The 16,579-nt window shown below is 61.0% G+C and carries 13 protein-coding genes; 8 read left to right on the forward strand and 5 right to left on the reverse strand.

Annotated features, from left to right (window positions below; translation table 11 throughout):
• Positions 1-71 precede the first annotated feature (71 nt).
• Positions 72-248: a hypothetical protein gene (locus tag ACVW16_RS00115; RefSeq protein ID WP_456705469.1), complete on the forward strand. Its 177-nt coding sequence runs from the start codon at positions 72-74 to the stop codon at positions 246-248.
• A gap of 1,163 nt (positions 249-1,411) precedes the next feature.
• Here ACVW16_RS00115 and ACVW16_RS00120 read toward each other — a convergent pair.
• The gene (locus ACVW16_RS00120) at positions 1,412-2,077 is read right to left on the reverse strand and encodes a GreA/GreB family elongation factor (RefSeq protein ID WP_456763851.1); all 666 of its coding nucleotides are present in this window, start codon (positions 2,075-2,077) and stop codon (positions 1,412-1,414) included.
• Between the two features lie 702 nt (positions 2,078-2,779).
• Between ACVW16_RS00120 and ACVW16_RS00125 the strand changes: the two genes are divergently transcribed.
• The 5 genes from ACVW16_RS00125 (at position 2,780) to ACVW16_RS00145 (ending at position 6,202) form a co-directional block, all read left to right on the forward strand.
• Positions 2,780-3,337, forward strand: coding sequence for an NADPH-dependent FMN reductase (locus ACVW16_RS00125; RefSeq protein ID WP_456705468.1), 558 nt, complete (start codon positions 2,780-2,782; stop codon positions 3,335-3,337).
• A gap of 60 nt (positions 3,338-3,397) precedes the next feature.
• Entirely contained in the window at positions 3,398-4,648 is a 1,251-nt protein-coding gene (locus ACVW16_RS00130) for a M20 family metallopeptidase (protein ID WP_456763850.1), read from the forward strand.
• 70 nt (positions 4,649-4,718) lie between these two features.
• Positions 4,719-5,348 (forward strand): trimeric intracellular cation channel family protein, encoded by a 630-nt coding sequence (locus tag ACVW16_RS00135; RefSeq protein ID WP_456705466.1) that lies wholly within the window; start codon positions 4,719-4,721, stop codon positions 5,346-5,348.
• 114 nt (positions 5,349-5,462) lie between these two features.
• Positions 5,463-5,672, forward strand: coding sequence for a hypothetical protein (locus ACVW16_RS00140; RefSeq protein ID WP_456802163.1), 210 nt, complete (start codon positions 5,463-5,465; stop codon positions 5,670-5,672).
• 53 nt (positions 5,673-5,725) lie between these two features.
• Positions 5,726-6,202, forward strand: a complete 477-nt coding sequence (locus ACVW16_RS00145) for a hypothetical protein (protein WP_456763849.1) — start codon at positions 5,726-5,728, stop codon at positions 6,200-6,202.
• Positions 6,203-6,581: 379 nt separating this feature from the next.
• Here ACVW16_RS00145 and ACVW16_RS00150 read toward each other — a convergent pair whose 3' ends face one another.
• The 3 genes from ACVW16_RS00150 to ACVW16_RS00160 are packed head-to-tail and all read right to left on the reverse strand — an operon-like array spanning position 6,582 to position 12,600.
• Positions 6,582-9,974, reverse strand: coding sequence for an AAA family ATPase (locus ACVW16_RS00150; RefSeq protein WP_456763848.1), 3,393 nt, complete (start codon positions 9,972-9,974; stop codon positions 6,582-6,584).
• A 45-nt stretch (positions 9,975-10,019) separates the two neighbouring features.
• Complete coding sequence (locus ACVW16_RS00155) at positions 10,020-11,495, reverse strand: pyridoxal phosphate-dependent decarboxylase family protein (protein WP_456802164.1); 1,476 nt, start codon at positions 11,493-11,495, stop codon at positions 10,020-10,022.
• Between the two features lie 10 nt (positions 11,496-11,505).
• Positions 11,506-12,600: a PLP-dependent cysteine synthase family protein gene (locus ACVW16_RS00160; RefSeq protein ID WP_456763846.1), complete on the reverse strand. Its 1,095-nt coding sequence runs from the start codon at positions 12,598-12,600 to the stop codon at positions 11,506-11,508.
• A gap of 116 nt (positions 12,601-12,716) precedes the next feature.
• Here ACVW16_RS00160 and ACVW16_RS00165 point away from each other — a divergent pair, with 116 nt between their 5' ends.
• The gene (locus ACVW16_RS00165; protein WP_456769910.1) at positions 12,717-14,747 is read left to right on the forward strand and encodes a transcriptional regulator; all 2,031 of its coding nucleotides are present in this window, start codon (positions 12,717-12,719) and stop codon (positions 14,745-14,747) included.
• Positions 14,748-15,286: 539 nt separating this feature from the next.
• Complete coding sequence (locus ACVW16_RS00170; protein WP_456802165.1) at positions 15,287-15,691, forward strand: hypothetical protein; 405 nt, start codon at positions 15,287-15,289, stop codon at positions 15,689-15,691.
• Between the two features lie 31 nt (positions 15,692-15,722).
• On the opposite strand, the gene ACVW16_RS00175 is transcribed toward ACVW16_RS00170, so the two are convergent.
• Positions 15,723-16,403 (reverse strand): protein-L-isoaspartate(D-aspartate) O-methyltransferase, encoded by a 681-nt coding sequence (locus ACVW16_RS00175; RefSeq protein ID WP_456802166.1) that lies wholly within the window; start codon positions 16,401-16,403, stop codon positions 15,723-15,725.
• Positions 16,404-16,579: the final 176 nt, after the last annotated feature.

A 16,579-nucleotide genomic window follows, 5' to 3' on the forward strand; every position in this document is an offset into this window, starting at 1 on the left:
GCGGCGGCAATCGCCGTGGCGCCGCTTACGCCGACCACCGAAAGTGACGCCGGATCGGGAAGGCAATTGCCATGACTGACGAGCAGGCCAAGCCCAAGCGCATCAGCAAGAAGATCATGGCCGCGATCGACGCCATGGCGCACGGGGACGTCGGCACCATCACGGCCGCCGCTGAAAAAGCCGGATGCAGCCGCGAATACCTGCCGCCGGCGTTGTGGACCTGCTCTCCTTTGCCATGTCGGTCGTAACATCGGACTCACGCTCATCAGAATGGCCTATAAAGTGGCCAAGTCCTGTTACCGTCTACATTTCGGCTTCCATGCTTACGTGAAGAAATAGCTTGATCAGGTCTTCCGTATGGAAGTCGTCATATAAGAAGGGCTCAACTCTAGTTCTGTGATGAGCGAAAGCCATCCCGCAACCTCAGGCTAGCGCGCAATCAGGATTGCCTAGGTTACTTGCCAAAGACAGCAAGACCTTTCCCCGTTTTGGCTTGGATCTTCATCGGCTCCCAGATGGCGCCCTCGATCTCAACCCGGCATCCCCGCAATCCACTAGATCACGGACGCGCCGAGGCGCCCCGGAAGGGGCTATCGACGCTGCATACACGCATGCACGTAGTCTTTCATGCCGGAATCTAGCGCGCTCCGGCTAAGGCCCTTCGTTATGGCCTCCTCTTTGCACCTTTCTCTCTTTGCTTCGAGCTGCGGATGGATTGCTTCGGCGCACTGAAGGCGGAAGGGATCGGGGGGATATTGTCGGCAGTTTTGCGCCTGAGCGTTGGTGCTGCCTAGAACCATTGCAACGGCAATCAGCTTTCGGACCATGTCAAAATGAAAGGTGTGTGCCATATCAACTCCTCGCCTTTGCGGGAATGACCAGTGGTCCCACGTTCCCGCAGCCGCAGGGCGAGCGCAAGGGGCGGTGAAAGTCTTAGGGATTGACCCCGAAAAGCTGCGTGAGCAGGATGCCAAGGAGCAAAATGCCGAGGCCAGCCGCCACCCAACCGACCCGGCGCGACATCCGCTGAATGCGGTGTTGGGTGACTATTAGTCGTTCAACTGCCGCTCGGCCGCTGATTGCACGTTCAATCGAGACACCGAGCCGGTCATCAGAATGGCTGATATCCTCGCCTTCAGCCCATCTCGACCAGCCGCCGGATGGCTTCGGATCGAGCGGAGTCGTCCTCCTGCGACGCGGGCCACCCGTCATTAGCTGCCACCGTCCTCTCAGAGCCGATTCACATGTAAAGGCGGCCTTATCATCCCAATCTCCTTTCTAGTTCTCCACTCCTAGGCCAGTCCCGACCGGCTGACTTAGCTAGTGCGTACGGTGCATGTCGGCTGTCGTCAATTTCTCGGCACTAACACCGACATGGCGCTCTTCTTCCCACTGCGAACTCCTATCCAGGTTACGCTGCGGTTGGCCCGTCAGGTTCATCATCCGGCGGTAGTCTGTTGTGCCCCATGCCTGCCGGTCTGTTTAAAAACAGTGGCACGACATTCGACGACGGTTTGTCCACGCTCTCGATGCGCACGTGGTGCATGCTTCCGTTGTCGAAGAACGGCATTTGGCTCCCGATACGCAGCCCGTTAAGTGCTGCGCCCAGCGGCGACAGCACTGAGAGATGCCACTTCGAATACTTATACTGATCAGGGTAGACGAGCTGGCTGGTGCCGTGAGGCAGACCGCTCGTGCCCGCTTCAGTCCAGTAGGTTACCGACGATCCCATTCTGACGCGCGTCCTGAGGAAGTCAGGATCGTTCTCCTCGTCGGGGATACACGTGGCTCGGGTGAGCTCGCCCCGGAGAAACAGGGCGTTGATGTCACCGCGACCCGCAGCGATACGAGCGATGCTGTCCAAAGCGTCGGTATTCAGATGTCGTGATAGCGAATCTCGGGCAACGGCATAGGCAAAGTGCTCTCCTTCCGTGAGGCACAATCTTAAGATCAACGATGTTGGCGAGAGAAAGCGGACCCGGACGGCAGCATACGCCGTCCGGCTAGACGAGCGGTTGCCGCCGTCCAGTGTGTACGTGAGCGGGAAGCGCAGGGCGATCTCGACACTGAAGGTCATGGCGGCAATATAAGTCCGATTGGCACGAGTACCATTGTGTCGAACCCGCGCACGTCCCGGGACTATGGAGGGCTGATGGATTGGCTCTGCTCTACAACGCGAGCACTGCTTGCAAATCGAGAGCGGCGTCGTTGGACCGCTATGGACGAGGACTTGGCCCTTAGCTGCCATCTGAATGTGACTCCGTTCGACGAGTTAGCGCATCCCCTGGTTGGACGAGTACTTTGAAGACAATCCGCCCCAGTGTGACGTTCTGGCCTCGCGGTTGCATCGCGAGCCCGATGTTCGATCTCTCGGATTGTCGTGTAAGCATTTTTGCCCAGCCAGTCGATCTCGAGCTGCTTTGTCTGACGCAGGTTTGCGTTGTGCTTGAGCTCTCGCTGGAACGAGCGCCCATGAAGCTCATTAGAGAAAGCTCGAGGAAGCGCGGGTAATCTAAATCAATGTCGCTGTTGCGAAGGCTATCGAGCAGCGTCAGTATTCTCGGCCGCATGGAACAACGCCGCTGAAGACGGCCAATGAGGTCAACACCGCTGACACATTCGGGTGCGAGTTGCGTCCGCATCGATTGGACCAAGACGTGCTGCTCGTCTCGAGCCCGCGCGCACAGGAGCTCGATTTTGGCTACCCATAAGGGGCCGGGGAAGACCCGCCACGATTTGATGGCGCGATGGGGCCGGCAAACAAAGAAGGAATTCCTGCATGAACGAAACTCGCGACGTCGCAGTGATCGTCGGCAGCCTCCGCGAGGATTCTCTCAACCGGAAGTTGGCGAATGCGCTTGCCCAGATCGCACCCGGATCGTTGAACCTTAGCGAGGTCGAAATCGGCCAGCTCCCGATCTACAACCAAGGTAGTGATCACGCGCCGCCTCCTGTATGGACTTCCTTTCGTGAGCGCATTAGGGCTGCAGATGCGATTCTCTTCGTCACGCCGGAGCACAACCGATCGGTGCCGGCCGCATTGAAGAACGCGATCGATATCGGATCGCGCCCGTACGGCAAGAGTGCTTGGAACGTCAAGCCCGGAGCGGTCGTCAGCGCTTCGCCAGGCGCCATCGGCGGGTTCGGTGCTAACCACCATTTGCGGCAGTCTCTGGTGTTTCTGAACGTGCCTGCGATGCCGCAGCCGGAAGCTTATCTCGGCGGAGCCGACAAGCTCTTCGACGCTGATGGCAAGCTCGTCAACGAGGGGACTCGCAAGTTCCTGCAGCAGTTCATGCATGCATTTGAGGCTTGGATCGTAGCCAAGACCAAGTAGCGAAAAGGGGCCGGACCGCCGCAAGCTCTGGCTGGGCCAAATTTCACGAGGATCGGAACTATGAGCGAGACCAAAACGCTGCAAGCCCTGGACGGCATGCTTCCCGATCTGGAAGCCCTCTACAAGGATGTACATTCGCATCCGGAGCTCTCAATGCAGGAAACTCGCACCGCGGGATTGGCGGCGGACCGGCTGCGCGCCGCCGGCTACGAAGTGGCGACCGGTATAGGTAAAACCGGTGTCGTTGGACTTCTCCGAAACGGTGAGGGACCCACGGTCATGCTGCGCGCCGACATGGACGCGCTGCCGATCCAGGAGGCGACCGGTCTTGCCTATGCGAGCAAGGCTACGGCGACGGACAAGGACGGCAATACGGTGCCGGTGTCGCACATGTGCGGTCACGACATGCACGTCACATGGCTTGCGGGAGCAACCAAACTCATGGCGGATGCCAAGACCTCTTGGCGGGGCACGCTCATGGCGGTCTTCCAGCCCGCGGAGGAGACGGGTGAAGGCGCGCAAGCCATGATTGACGACGGTCTGTTCAAGCGCTTTCCGAAACCGGACGTGATTCTGGGCCAACACGTCATGGTTGGCCCTTCCGGGACGGTCGCCGGCCGCGCCGGCGCGATCACATCGGCGGCGGACAGCTTGCAGATACGTCTATTTGGGCGAGGCGCGCACGGATCAATGCCGCAGGCCAGCATTGATCCGGTCGTGATGGCAGCCTCGACCGTACTGCGCCTGCAGACCATCGTATCGCGCGAACTGGCCGCCGCCGACGCGGCCGTACTGACGGTGGGAGTCCTGCAAGCAGGTACCAAGGAAAACGTCATCCCCGACGAGGCCATTATCAAGCTCAACGTCCGGACCTTCGATGCCGGAGTGCGCTCACGGATGCTGGCTGCAATCGGGCGGATCGCCAGTGCCGAAGCGGCGGGTTCGGGAGCGCCGCGGCCGCCGGAGATCACGACCATCGACCGATACCCTCTGAACGTGAACAACCACGAGGCCACCAGTCGGGTGGTGGACGCATTCCGGGAACACTTTGGCGCCGATCGGGTCCGGGCGACAGGGCCTGCCCCTGCCAGCGAAGACTTCGGATCGTTCGGGTCAGAATGGCGCGTGCCCTCAGTCTTCTGGTTCGTCGGCGGCACCGATCCGGAAATCTATGCGAAGGCCAAGGAGTCGAACAAGATCAACGAACTTCCCGTGAACCACAGTCCCAAATTCGCGCCCGTTCTCCATCCGACACTGCGGACCGGCGTCGAAGCGCTGGTCGTTGCGGCCCGCGCTTGGCAATCGGGATAGGTGGTGCTAACCGCCGGATCGACCAGCCAGCTCTAGCTGAAGGCGAGAAACGCTGATGGACAAGCTGCCTATGGTGCTCGACCTGACCGGGACTTTCGTCTTCGCGCTTAGCGGGGCCTTGGCGGGGACCAAGCGCGGGCTGGACCTGTTCGGGGTCATGGTCTTGTCCTTCGCGGCGGGGAATTCGGGCGGCATCACCCGTGACCTCCTGATCGGCGCCGTCCCTCCGGGAGCCATGGGTGACTGGCGATATCTCGGCGTGTCGTTCCTCGCTGGTCTTGTTACCTTTTACTTCTCGCCCCTCATCGTGCGCCTATCCAACGCGGTGCTGTATTTCGACGCGGCGGGACTAGCCCTGTTCGCCGTCACAGGCTCATCGAAGGCGCTGTCGTTCGGACTCAATCCGGTGATGGCGACAGTACTCGGCGTGGTCACGGGGATCGGCGGTGGCATGATCCGAGACGTGCTGCTCGCCGAGATTCCGACCGTGCTGCGTGCCGATCTCTACGCGGTCGCGGCGCTGGTCGCGGCAGCCATCGTGGTGATCGGTCATATGCTGCAGCTCCCGATCGCCGCGGTGACGACAATCGCGCTGATTTCGTGCTTCCTGCTCCGCGTCATGGCGATCAGGCGCGGTTGGCAACTCCCCGTCGCGAAAGGGGTCGAACGACAAGACCTAGGAATCCGAAAGGAAGACTAGGCTGTAGAGTGGGGCCAGGTGACACCCGGATCCCTTTCACCAGCCGGAGACGCGGTCCGGATTGTCGGCGGACAGCCACATCGAGCCGTCGTCGATTAGTCCTACGACGGCACCATGCGCTCGGTCGAGCAATCGTTGTTGCAGCTTCTGCGCACCTATGACGGCATCGGCCAGGACACGTTATCCGGGCAGGCACGCTTTCGCTGGTCCTTCTATATCCAGCTTGCGCACGGCATGGTGCTCGCCTGCCGCACCGCAGGCGGCGGTTCGCTCAACTCATCGTTTTCGAGCGACAGCAGGCTTGGCTTCAACGTCAATTTCTAGGCCATTCGACTTCAGAAGCCGCAACCTCTAATTTGTTTGTTGGCAAGCCGGAAATGAGCGCCTACCGCAACGAAATCGACGTCCAGACACAGGCTTCCGTGGCGAAATTTACCCAAGCCATCGCAGCGCAGGTATTCGAGGTTAATGCGCCAGCGCTTGTCGGACGGAAGGTACGTTGCAAAGTCATGCTGCGCCTGGGCCGGCCCCTTGCAAATTCCAGAGATGTATTGTCGGACTTCAAGGGGAAGAACGCTGATGTGCTCAGGATTCCAGGCGTCGTCTTTGACCGGAGAACTGCCCTTGGAAACGACGGGAATGCACTACTAAGCAGAACGCAAATAGCCAATAACACGGTCCGGATGGTCATTCGGCCCTCCCATTCTAGAGTGCCACGCCTTACTCATATCAAGTTGCTCGCCGCCACAATAGTGCGCTTCTGCCATCAGCGAAGCTGCGCCGCCTCTGAGAAGCGTCCGCTCATCGCATCAGAGCGGACCAATTTTGCTCGACCTGAGTTCTTCGAATTTTGACCCCGTACGGACTTGGTCACCGAATACGATCGCATTCTTTCAGCATAACGGTAAACCGTGATCACAACGATGGCCGGGTTGCAATAAGGAGGCCAACGAAACCAAAGGTGTTCGCATCCTTGGTGCAAGTGAGAACCAATGTCGCGACTACAACTGATATAGCGACCATTCCTAGCAAAGACCCTTACATTCATAACTTGTCCCTCAAGGCCTCAAGGAGGGTTGGATCTCGGCCACCAGCGATGTCCTGCTCCAACCATTTCTTGTCTTTGCGGTCGTCATAGGCAATGGCACCGTCAGGGTAACATTTGCAGGTGCAGTAATACGCGGGGTCAAAGCCGCGCCGATTCAAACCAAGCAGCGAACCACACTTGGTTTCTCAAGAGGCCTTGGCTGGCTTGCTCGACAACTTGGAGAGCAGCTCGGAAGCTTCCTGGAAGTCCGAGCCGGCCCGATGTTCAGGGACCCTCGCGAGGATCGGCGACAGGATCTCCTGAGCACCGGCTAAGCTGTCGCCATCAGCAACAAGCCGGGCCAGGTCACGGCTGGCCCGCAGCAGATATAATCCCGCGTGTTGCCGGTGCGCGATCTCCACGGCCGCCTCGAATGAATGACGCGCCTCATCCTGACGCCCCTGCCGCAGAAGCACGCGGCCGGCGAGCCTTCTCAGATCCGCAAGAGCGAAGGCATCGCCATGCTTCTCGGACATGTCGATCCCCTTGCGCACGGCTTCCTCAGCGCTCTCGACATTGCCAACACAGAGCGCCGCCTCGCCGAGATAGGACAACCACGTCGGGATATGAAGCGCGGCGCCAGTCTTCTTCCAGCTTTGGATGCCTTCCTCTAGCTGCGTAACGCCCTCCGGGTTGCCGTCGAGACAGGCCCGTGAAGCGCCCTGCAGAATCTCGTGCGCGGCGGACCAAAAAACCAAACCGTGCTCGGAGCAATAGTCGATCTGTTCCCGCATGAGGGTGGCACAGGACCGGTAGTCACGACGGAGTATAAAGACCATGCCGACCACGCCCGAAGCGAAGGCTACCATGAGGGGAAAATTCAAGGTCTTGGCCAACGACAGCGCCGACTGTGCCGAGGCAAGGCCCGTGTCGGCATAACCTCGAACCGCGAGTGACAGCCCCTTGTACTGCAACGCGACGACGTGCGGCTCCTCGCCGTGATGCGCAAAGCACGACCCAATTGGCGCCTGGCGGCCGTGGCTCATGACTTGCTCGAAAGCTTCGATCGCGCGTACAAATTCGCCTTTGCTCATAAAGGTCGAGCCCAAAGCCCGAAACGCCAGGCTGCTTTTCTCTGCGCTCGGATCCTCCTTCCCAATGGCACACAAGCGCTCGGCAATCGCCAAGGCGCGATCGAGTTGGCCCCGGTCGTACAGGTAGTGCCACTGCCCGCGCTCGCTCGTAAATTCAGCCTCCCTGTCCGACAAGGACTCGGCGAGCCGGCTGGCCTCCTGGTAATTTCGGTCGACCTCGTCCGACGCGTAGCCGCGCGCTGCGAGCAGCGCCGGGCCCAACGAGAGCCGGAACCCCAGTTCTTGCCGATTGCGTTCCTCACCAGGCGGCAGCTCCGCCATCAGGTTCAGGCCGTTTACGTAGCTCAGGGCGGCCTCCTGGTTGGCAAAGCGCCGCATCGCCCGATTTCCGGCGCGACTCCACCATTCGATTGCTATCTTCGGCAATCCCGCCCGGGTAAAGTGATGCGCCACGAGGCCCGGCTCGCGTTCGGCTCGCTCCGGAAAGCGGTCGCGAAGGCTTTCAGCGATCCGTTGATGCATCTGCTGCCGGCGATTCTTGAGGAGAGAGCCATAGGCCGTTTCCTGGACAAGTGCGTGCTTGAACGCATAGGTCACTTCGGACGGCGCTCCGTGCCGAAAGATAAGCCCTGCAGCCAGTAGCTGGCCAAGCGCATCCTGAAGCGCAACGCCTTGAACCGGCGACGCTACTTCTAGAAGATCAAAGGAGAACTCACGGCCGATCGTCGCGCCGATTTGCGCAATTTCCTTGATCGGAGCCAAACGATCGAGCCGTGCCATCAACGAGTCCTGAAGGGTCGATGGAATCGCGAGCGGCGTAAGCACGGAGGTCAGCACATAGGCGCCGTTGGCTTCGCGAAGAAGTCCGGACTCGAGCACGGTCTTTGTCAGTTCCTCGACAAAAAGCGGGACGCCATCCGTCTTCGCAACGATCTGCTCCAGAACTTCCGCCGGCAGCGCCTTGCCGCCGGTGAGGCGATCTATCAGGGCAAGGGCGTGTCGCCGTCCTAAGCGGCTCAATGCCAGCGAATGGACATGGGCTTGACCAAGCCACGGGGCGACGAATTCCGGGCGAAATGTGATGATCAGCAGCGCTCGCAGGCCGGGCATCCTGTCGACCAGACGATTGAACACTTCGAGCGACGACGGGTCGATCCAATGCGCGTCTTCGAGCAGCACGAGCATCGGTGCCTCTCTGGTCAGACCTTCAAGAAGCGCGAGCAATACACTGATCAAACGCTCTTTCTGTTCAGGAGGCGTCATCTCAAGCTCGACATAGCGGCCTTCGAGCGGAATCGAACATAGCGACGCCACAAGCGGAACGACCTCCCTCGGCTCGAGCCGCGAACGGCGGGCCATTGTCCCCAGCTGCTCAAGTCGCACCTCGGAAGACTCTGCGCTCGCAAGTTCGGCGGTCCGCCAGATCTGGCTGACAATCGGGTAGAATGCATCGTTGATGTGGTGGGGAGAACATTGATAGCGGATCGCTAGATGTGGTTCCTCGGCGATGCGTTCGAGCAGCGTGGCCAAGATGCGTGACTTGCCGATCCCCGCCTCCCCCGAAAGCAAGGTGACCTTGCCTTCGCCCGAACACGCGTCCCGCCATCGCTCGATGAGCAGCGCGACTTCGGGCTCACGTCCGATGAACGGCGTCATGCGGCTGGATCGGGACGCTTCGAACCGGGTCTCTGTCTCGGCTTCGCGCAACACCGCCCAGGCGCGGACGGGCGCATCGAACCCTTTGACATCGTTCAGCTCGATCGGATTCAGCTCGAAGGCGTCGCCGAGCAGACGACGCGTTTGGTCGGCGATCAGGATGCCGCCAACCCCGGCGCAGGTCTGCAGGCGCGCCGCCAGATTGGGGGTGTCGCCAATGACGGCCTGCTCCTGTGCAGATCCTTGACCGACGAGGTCTCCAACCACGACGATTCCCGTCGCGACGCCGATGCGCGTCTTCAATGCTTCTCCACCGCACGTCTGAAGCCTGGCGACTGCATCGGCAAGATCGATCCCGGCCCGCACAGCTCGTTCGGCGTCATCCTCGTGGGCGCGAGGAAAGCCAAAATATGCGAGTACGCCATCGCCCATAAATTTCGCGACGAAGCCGTCGTACCGCGTGATCACGCCTGAGCAGACGTCCTGGTAATCCCGAATGATTTCACGCATGTCTTCGGGATCGAGGCGAGTTGACATGGCGGTCGATCCGGCCAGGTCGCAGAACAAGACCGTCAACTGGCGGCGCTCTGCCGTGGCCTCAACCGCATCTGGGATGAGAGGCCGGCCCTCGGCTTTCGCCTCTGGCGGGGAATCCGTGACCGCCCCTGACAGCTCCGTGATCGCAGTCAGAATCTTGCGGCGGTGCCCGACAGAAGTTACTCCGATGTCCTTCAGATCGTCAGCCGTCAGGCTTCGAAGAATACTGTCTTCGATTTCATTTCCGCGAAAGGCAACTTCGTATTGTCCGAGCCCGATGCTTCGCAGCCAATCGCCAATATCCATGGTCATGCCCTCGCAATGCTATGCAGACGCTGACCTATTGCTCCTCCGCTCTCATAGCAAAGTTCGATGTCCCGCGAGGCGGACGATCTCCCGCACCAGAAGATCGAGATCAGAACGCCGTGTGCGATGGTTGTTGATCGCAACTCTCAAAGAGTGCTTTCCACGGACGGTCGTGTCCGAGATGGCCGCAATGCCGTCCTCTTGCAGCCGCATCATGATTTCGAGGTTTAGACCCTTTAAGGCCTTTTCGCCGAGGGCCGGCGCACGATAGCGGAAGCAAACGATATTGATGGAGGTTCGGGCGACAATCTCGAGGCACGGCTCTGAGGCGATCAAGCCGTCGAGGTAATGAGCTTGGGCGATATTCTGATCGATGAGCCGCCCGAATTTCTCGGCACCATGCTCCTTTAGAGCCATCCAGACTTTGAGCGCGCGAAACCCGCGGCTCGTCTGCAAGCCATACTCGTGGAGCCACCGTGCGGATGCAATTCCACGCGGAGTTTTTTCGAGATATTCCTGGTCCATCGAGAAGCTCGACACATGGGCGGCGGCGTCGCGGACCACTACGCACCCGACCTCGAACGGCGCATGCAGCCACTTGTGGGGATCGAGTGCGACGGAATCGGCGCGCTCCAAGCCGCGAACACGATGGGCATTGTCCGGCGCTATGGCGATAAGAGCGCCGATGCAGCCGTCGACGTGGAACCACAGGTTCTCCTGTGCCGCGAGGTCGGCGAGCGCTTCAAGATCATCGATCGCGCCGGTGTTGACGGTCCCGGCGGTCCCGATCACGCAGGCTGGCTGAAAGCCGGCGGCGCGGTCTCGCTCGATTGCGATAGCGAGTGCGCCGAGGTCGATGCGCAGATCATCGCCAGTTGGGATACGTCGAAGCGCGCAGTTTCCAAGCCCCATCGCTTCGATAGCCTTGCGGTGGCAGCTGTGGATCTGGTCGGATGCATAAAATCGGAGCGGCCGCTCGGTTGCTGCAACGCCGTGCTCACGCACGTCGATGCCCGCCTTGACATTGCGCGCGACGATCAAGGCGATAATGTTGGCCATTGATCCGCCGCTTACCAAAGTGCCGCTCGCCGAAGCCGGGAAGCCGATCATCTCCTTGCACCAGTCGACGACCTGCTCGTCGATAAGTGCTGCGGCGTGATTACCACCGCCCAGGTTGGACCCTTGAACCGCAGCCAGAAAGTCAGCCAGCGCTCCGGTGAAGTTACTCGCCCCCATGTACCAGGCCCAGAAGCGTGGATGGATGTTGCCCATTGGATAGGGCATCAACGTTTCGGAGACCTCGCGGTAGACCTCGGAGAGTGGCGTGGGGGAATGCGGCAGAGGCGACTTGAACGTCTTTCTGACCTCGCTTGGCATGTCTCGCCAGACTGGACGATCGCGAACGTCTCGGAGATAAGCGATCGCGTCGTCGACGGCGCGGTGTGCCACGGATTGCGCATCGGTCCAGTCCTTCGGATCGAGCGTTTCTTCCAGGGATGTGCCCGCTCGCTGGGATTGGTGTCGCATCGCTGGAGTCTCAGGCGGCCGCGACCGGGAACTGGCAGCTCGGGGTCGATCGAGACAAAGCGAGCTCTTCCTCGTTCATGTCCTCCTCGATTGTGTCGAACAGTGGCGTGCTGAGGTAACGCTCTCCAGTGTCCGGCAACATGCACAGGATGACCGAACCGGCCGCCGCTCGTTCCGCAATGCGGCGCGCGACCGCGAACGTTGATCCGCCGGAAATGCCTGTGAAGATGCCTTCCCTCTGGGCGAGCTGCCTTGTCCAAGCCATGCCTTCGGCGCCCGCGATTGGCACGATTTCGTCGCAGAAGCCCGAATCAATAGCCTCTTGGAGGACGGCGGGGATGAAATCCGGCGTCCAGCCCTGGATTGGATGCGGTTCCCATGCCGGATGACTTGCAGCAGGCGCCCCGCCGGCGGCGCGTTGCTGAGCGGCGCCGCTGCCGACCAGTTGGGCGTTCGCGGGTTCACAGAGGATAATGCGTGTCTCCGGCCGCTCACGCCTGAGCACGCGGGCGACGCCGGTGATCGTTCCGCCCGTTCCGTAGCCGGTGACGAAGACGTCCAGCCGCTGACCGGTAAAATCATTGATGATTTCTCGTGCAGTCGTGCTCTCGTGGATATCGGCGTTAGCCTTGGTCTCGAACTGCCGAGCGAGGAACCAGCCGTGGGTCTCCGCCAGCTCAACCGCCTTCTGATACATGCCGAAGCCCTTCTGCGCCCGAGGGGTCAGCACCACTTTGGCGCCCAACATGCGCATGAGCTTGCGCCGTTCGACGGAAAAGCTGTCGGCCATGGTCACCACGAGCGGATAGCCTTTCTGAGCACAAACCATGGCGAGCCCGATACCGGTGTTGCCGCTGGTCGCCTCTACCACTGTCTGGCCAGGATCTAGAATGCCGGCGCGCTCGGCTGCCTCGATCACGTTCAGCGCGAGTCGATCCTTGACTGATGACGCCGGGTTGAAGAATTCCGCCTTGGTGTAAATCGTCCTGCCTTCGACTCCGAGATTATTGACCCTGATCACCGGGGTATCGCCGACCGTATCGAGGACGCTGTCGAAAAGGCGGCCACGGCCCTGTGTGCTTCTGATGGTTGCTGCGGTCAGCATGGTTGTCCTCCCGTCTGCCCGGCGAGACATCCGGTGCAATGCCAGATGCGATCGAATAAATTCAATGATACAAACATTTGGGAGCCGCGTCCGTTGGAGCGACCGTGGAAATGGCCATGGAATCGAAATCCCCGGGATGCCATGCCCACCCCGTCGGCGTTCGGCTCCGCATGCTGGGGCCGCTGGCGATTGAACGGGATGGCGCGCCGCTGGTATTGCCGGCCTCACGGAAAACGTGCGGCCTTCTCGGCTATCTCGCCCTCACACAACGCCCAACGCAACGTGGCCGGCTGTGCGAGTTGCTTTGGGACGAGGCTGCCAATGACCCGAGAGGAGAGCTTCGTTGGTGCCTCAGCAAGCTGAGGAGCCTTCTCGGCGACTCCCACAGCAATATGGTCGTCACGTCCGTGGATACGGTCGCGCTGCGACTGGACGGCTGGTTAGTGGACGCGATCGAAGTCGCTTCCGCCATGGAACAGGGGGTCGAGACGCTCACGGTGGACCAGCTGCAATCCCTCTCAGAGCACTACAGCGGCGAACTGCTCGAAGGGCTTGCGATCGAACGCTGTCCCGAATTCAACGTCTGGCTTACCTCACAGCAAAGCCGATACGCGGCATTTCGGGCGGCGCTTCTTCAAAGGCTGGCCGAGAGCCTGCCTGCGCATTCCAGCGAGGGATTCGCGGCGGTCCAAAAATGGGTCGAGATTGCCCCATTCGACGACAAGGCGCAGACTGAACTTCTGCGCCGCCTCGCCGAGCGCGGCCGGATTGATGCATGCAAGCGCCAGCTAAATGTCGCGGCTCGACTCTACGAGGCTGAGGCTCTCGATTTTGAGCCCGTCCGCAAGGCTTGGCTGAAAGTATGCGAAGCGCTGCATGCAGGAGCTCCAGGCAGCGCCGCCGTGGTGCAATTGGCAACTCCCGGACCTCGCGCTGATGCCGCAGCCCAGTCGAGAGCGACGTGCCGCCCCTCACTGGCGGTGATGCCCTTCCATGCGCTGCCAGACCGGCGGGAGGGCGCCGGCGAGGCGGCCGACGGCCTCACGCACGACATCATTACGCGGCTCGCCAAGCTGCGGAGTTTCTTCGTCATCGCCGAGGGATCTGTCTTCGCCCTCGGCCCTCGACGAGTCGGGCCGGAAGATGCCGGCCGTCGGCTCAACGTCGATTATGTGGCCACCGGATCGGTGCGCCGTCGGCCGAACCGGCTCGGCGTGAGCGTAGAGTTGATCGAAACCGCTACGGCAAGAATTCTCTGGGCCGACGATTTCGATCGCAAGCAGGATGCTGTGTTTTCGGTCATCGACGACATCGGCAATCGAATCGTTGCGTCGATTGCGAGCGAGATTGAAGCAGTCGAGCGCAACCGCGCGGTGCTGAAGCCGCCCGACTCGCTCGATGCCTGGCAGGCCTATCACCGCGGCCTTTGGCATATGTACCGCTTCACACAAACGGAGAACGACGCCGCCCGACGTTTTTTCGAGATGGCCGTTGGACTCGACCCGACCTTCGCTCGCGCTCATGCAGGTCTTTCGTTTACCCATTGGCAAAGCGCGTTTCAGCAGTGGGACGATCGAAAATCACACACTAGCCACGCTTTAGAGGCTGCCGGGCGCGCCCTCATTGTCGACGAACACGATCCCGCCGCGCATTGGGCAATGGGCCGAGCCCTCTGGCTAATCGGTCGACATGACGAGGCTATCGGCGAGTTGCGGCAGACGGTGGACCTTAGTCCGAATTTCGCGCTTGGCCATTACACCCTGGCTTTCGTCCATTCGCAGTCGCGCGATCCGCTTGCCGCGATCGAGGCCGCTGACCAATCACGCGTTCTAAGCCCCTTCGATCCGCTCATGTTCGGCATGCTGGCAAGCAAGGGGATAGCCTACATGCGACTGGGCCGGTTCGATGAGGCTGCGGCCTGGTCGGTCAAGGCGGCGATGCAGCCGAACGCCCATATCTTTATCCTTGCGACCGCCGCCTTCTGTCAGGTGCTTGCTGGCAGGATCGAGGAAGCCGGTGTGTTTGTCCGGGCAATCCGCGCTGCGCGGCCTCGGTTTAGTGTCGACGAGTATTTGAACGCCTTCCAGTTCTCCGCCGAAGCTGCGGGCCTTTTCCGCCAGGCTGCGGGAAAAATCGGCATGGCGTAACGCCCATTGCGATCCGAGCGTCGACAGGCGTTCAATATGGCGTGGCTCGATACCGAATAAGTGACCGCACAACAAGTTCGCGCGACGTCGGCGGGCGCGGACCCACCACAATCGTCAGGCGGCTTCCTTGCCTACAAGGGCGCATTGGACAGCCCACGCAACCACGCATGCTTGTTCTCAGGAAGCCCACCCCGGCGCGCCTGATAGAGGGCATCCATCAACTCACAGTAGACGTCGATTTCGCAGTGGTGGCGGCGGTCTTAACATATATGACTCCCAAGACCTGAAAAGGCCGCTATGCTGCTTGGGTTTTCCCGTCTGGGGGCAATTCATGTTCGATACCGCACCGCGCTTTTGCGCGCGGTCCTCGATGAAGTCAGCGAGGGCATTTCGCACCGCGACATCGGGGCACGCACGCACGTCGCGTCGAAGATCTTGGAAGCCGCTAGCAAGGGGCAAATCTCGCCCGAAGCTCTCCGTCGGTCAGCACGCACTCTCTCGCGCGCCGACCATGTGGCGCTAACCGGGCAGGGACCGCGGTGAACTTCCAAGTGACGGTGCTGAAGATTTTGGTGAGTTATCCGGCTGGTTTCGCCTTGATGGCCGACCTCAAGCGCGACATGGCGATTCTGGCGACGAGCGGCCGCGATTGGGCGGAGCGCACCCAGCGGCTCGCTGCCCGCATGCCGGATCTCGACATCTTCTCGCAAGGCTTGGTCGAGCGCGAAAGCGGCGGCTGGAAGATCACCGCGAAGGGGCGGACAGCGCTGGAATTCATGGAGGCTCGCTCTGGGACCGACCAGATATTCGAGGAGCCTTTGCCCGAGGCTGCCGCAGCCCTGGTGTCTGTGCTGCGGCAGCCCGCCGAGCGGGCAAAACGACGGCGCGAACGCTGCGAGCGGCGCCGGGAAGCTCGTGAACGGGCACGGGCCAGCGCATCTTGAGTTCGAAGGTCTCGCAAGTCGAGGTTGGCCGTCATGACGTCCGCAGCTCCTTGCCGGAGACAAGAGGTACGAAGCGGACCTCCTCGATCCTTTCCTCGACGAATTGACCGTTCGCCTCTCTTGTCAGCTTGGTCAGCCACTGCACACCGTCAGGATCGCCGAGCGGGATGAGAAGTCGTCCCGACGGAGCCAGTTGAGTCTTGAGGATCACGGGCGTCTGTGCGCTGGCGGCCGACACCAGGATCACGTCGAACTCGCCGCCTTCCGGCCATCCTGCGGTCCCGTCGCCATGACGCAGATCCACGTTGAGACAGCCGAGATGCCGAAGGCGCGATCGGGCGCGGCGCACCAATGCCTCGTGGCGCTCGATCGCGCAAACCTCCCGCCCGAGCTTGGCGGCGAGTGCCGCCAGATAACCCGAGCCCGCGCCGATCTCCAGAATCCGGTCCGACTTGGCGATCGCAGCGGCCTCGAGCATCCTGGCGACGATGTAGGGCTGAGAAATGGTCTGCCCTTTCGGGATCGGTACCGCGCTGTCTTCGTACGCGGCTTCGGCGAACCGCCGATCAAGGAAGACTTCGCGCGGCACCTGCCGCATCGCCAGCAGGACCTGCCCGCTGCAAATGCCGCGGCTGGCAATTTGCACGTCGACCATCGCATCGCGGAGGAAGCGGGACCTCCTGGACCGTCTGCTCTCCTTGATCCCGCGCATAACCTCTCCAGGCATGGACGATCCGCTGCAGCAGATGGGAAAACTCGGAGGCGAGCGACTTGCTCCTTGGCGAGATGGTTCGCTGACGGGGCCGATTTCCCCGGATGGCCAAATTGCGAATCTGCAGTCAGGAACGTGCTCGCAGCGGGAACGACCGCCTCCTGATCGAATTGATC

This window comes from Bradyrhizobium sp. USDA 4474, from assembly GCF_054057515.1.

Bases quoted from the DNA above. Each gene is read 5' to 3' on its own strand.
- ACVW16_RS00115 (WP_456705469.1), top strand. From the start codon at position 72: ATGACTGACGAGCAGGCCAAGCCCAAGCGCATCAGCAAGAAGATCATG.
- ACVW16_RS00120 (WP_456763851.1), bottom strand. From the start codon at position 2,077: ATGACCTTCAGTGTCGAGATCGCCCTGCGCTTCCCGCTCACGTACACA.
- ACVW16_RS00125 (WP_456705468.1), top strand. From the start codon at position 2,780: ATGAACGAAACTCGCGACGTCGCAGTGATCGTCGGCAGCCTCCGCGAG.
- ACVW16_RS00130 (WP_456763850.1), top strand. From the start codon at position 3,398: ATGAGCGAGACCAAAACGCTGCAAGCCCTGGACGGCATGCTTCCCGAT.
- ACVW16_RS00135 (WP_456705466.1), top strand. From the start codon at position 4,719: ATGGTGCTCGACCTGACCGGGACTTTCGTCTTCGCGCTTAGCGGGGCC.
- ACVW16_RS00140 (WP_456802163.1), top strand. From the start codon at position 5,463: ATGCGCTCGGTCGAGCAATCGTTGTTGCAGCTTCTGCGCACCTATGAC.
- ACVW16_RS00145 (WP_456763849.1), top strand. From the start codon at position 5,726: ATGAGCGCCTACCGCAACGAAATCGACGTCCAGACACAGGCTTCCGTG.
- ACVW16_RS00150 (WP_456763848.1), bottom strand. From the start codon at position 9,974: ATGACCATGGATATTGGCGATTGGCTGCGAAGCATCGGGCTCGGACAA.
- ACVW16_RS00155 (WP_456802164.1), bottom strand. From the start codon at position 11,495: ATGCGACACCAATCCCAGCGAGCGGGCACATCCCTGGAAGAAACGCTC.
- ACVW16_RS00160 (WP_456763846.1), bottom strand. From the start codon at position 12,600: ATGCTGACCGCAGCAACCATCAGAAGCACACAGGGCCGTGGCCGCCTT.
- ACVW16_RS00165 (WP_456769910.1), top strand. From the start codon at position 12,717: ATGGAATCGAAATCCCCGGGATGCCATGCCCACCCCGTCGGCGTTCGG.
- ACVW16_RS00175 (WP_456802166.1), bottom strand. From the start codon at position 16,403: ATGCGCGGGATCAAGGAGAGCAGACGGTCCAGGAGGTCCCGCTTCCTC.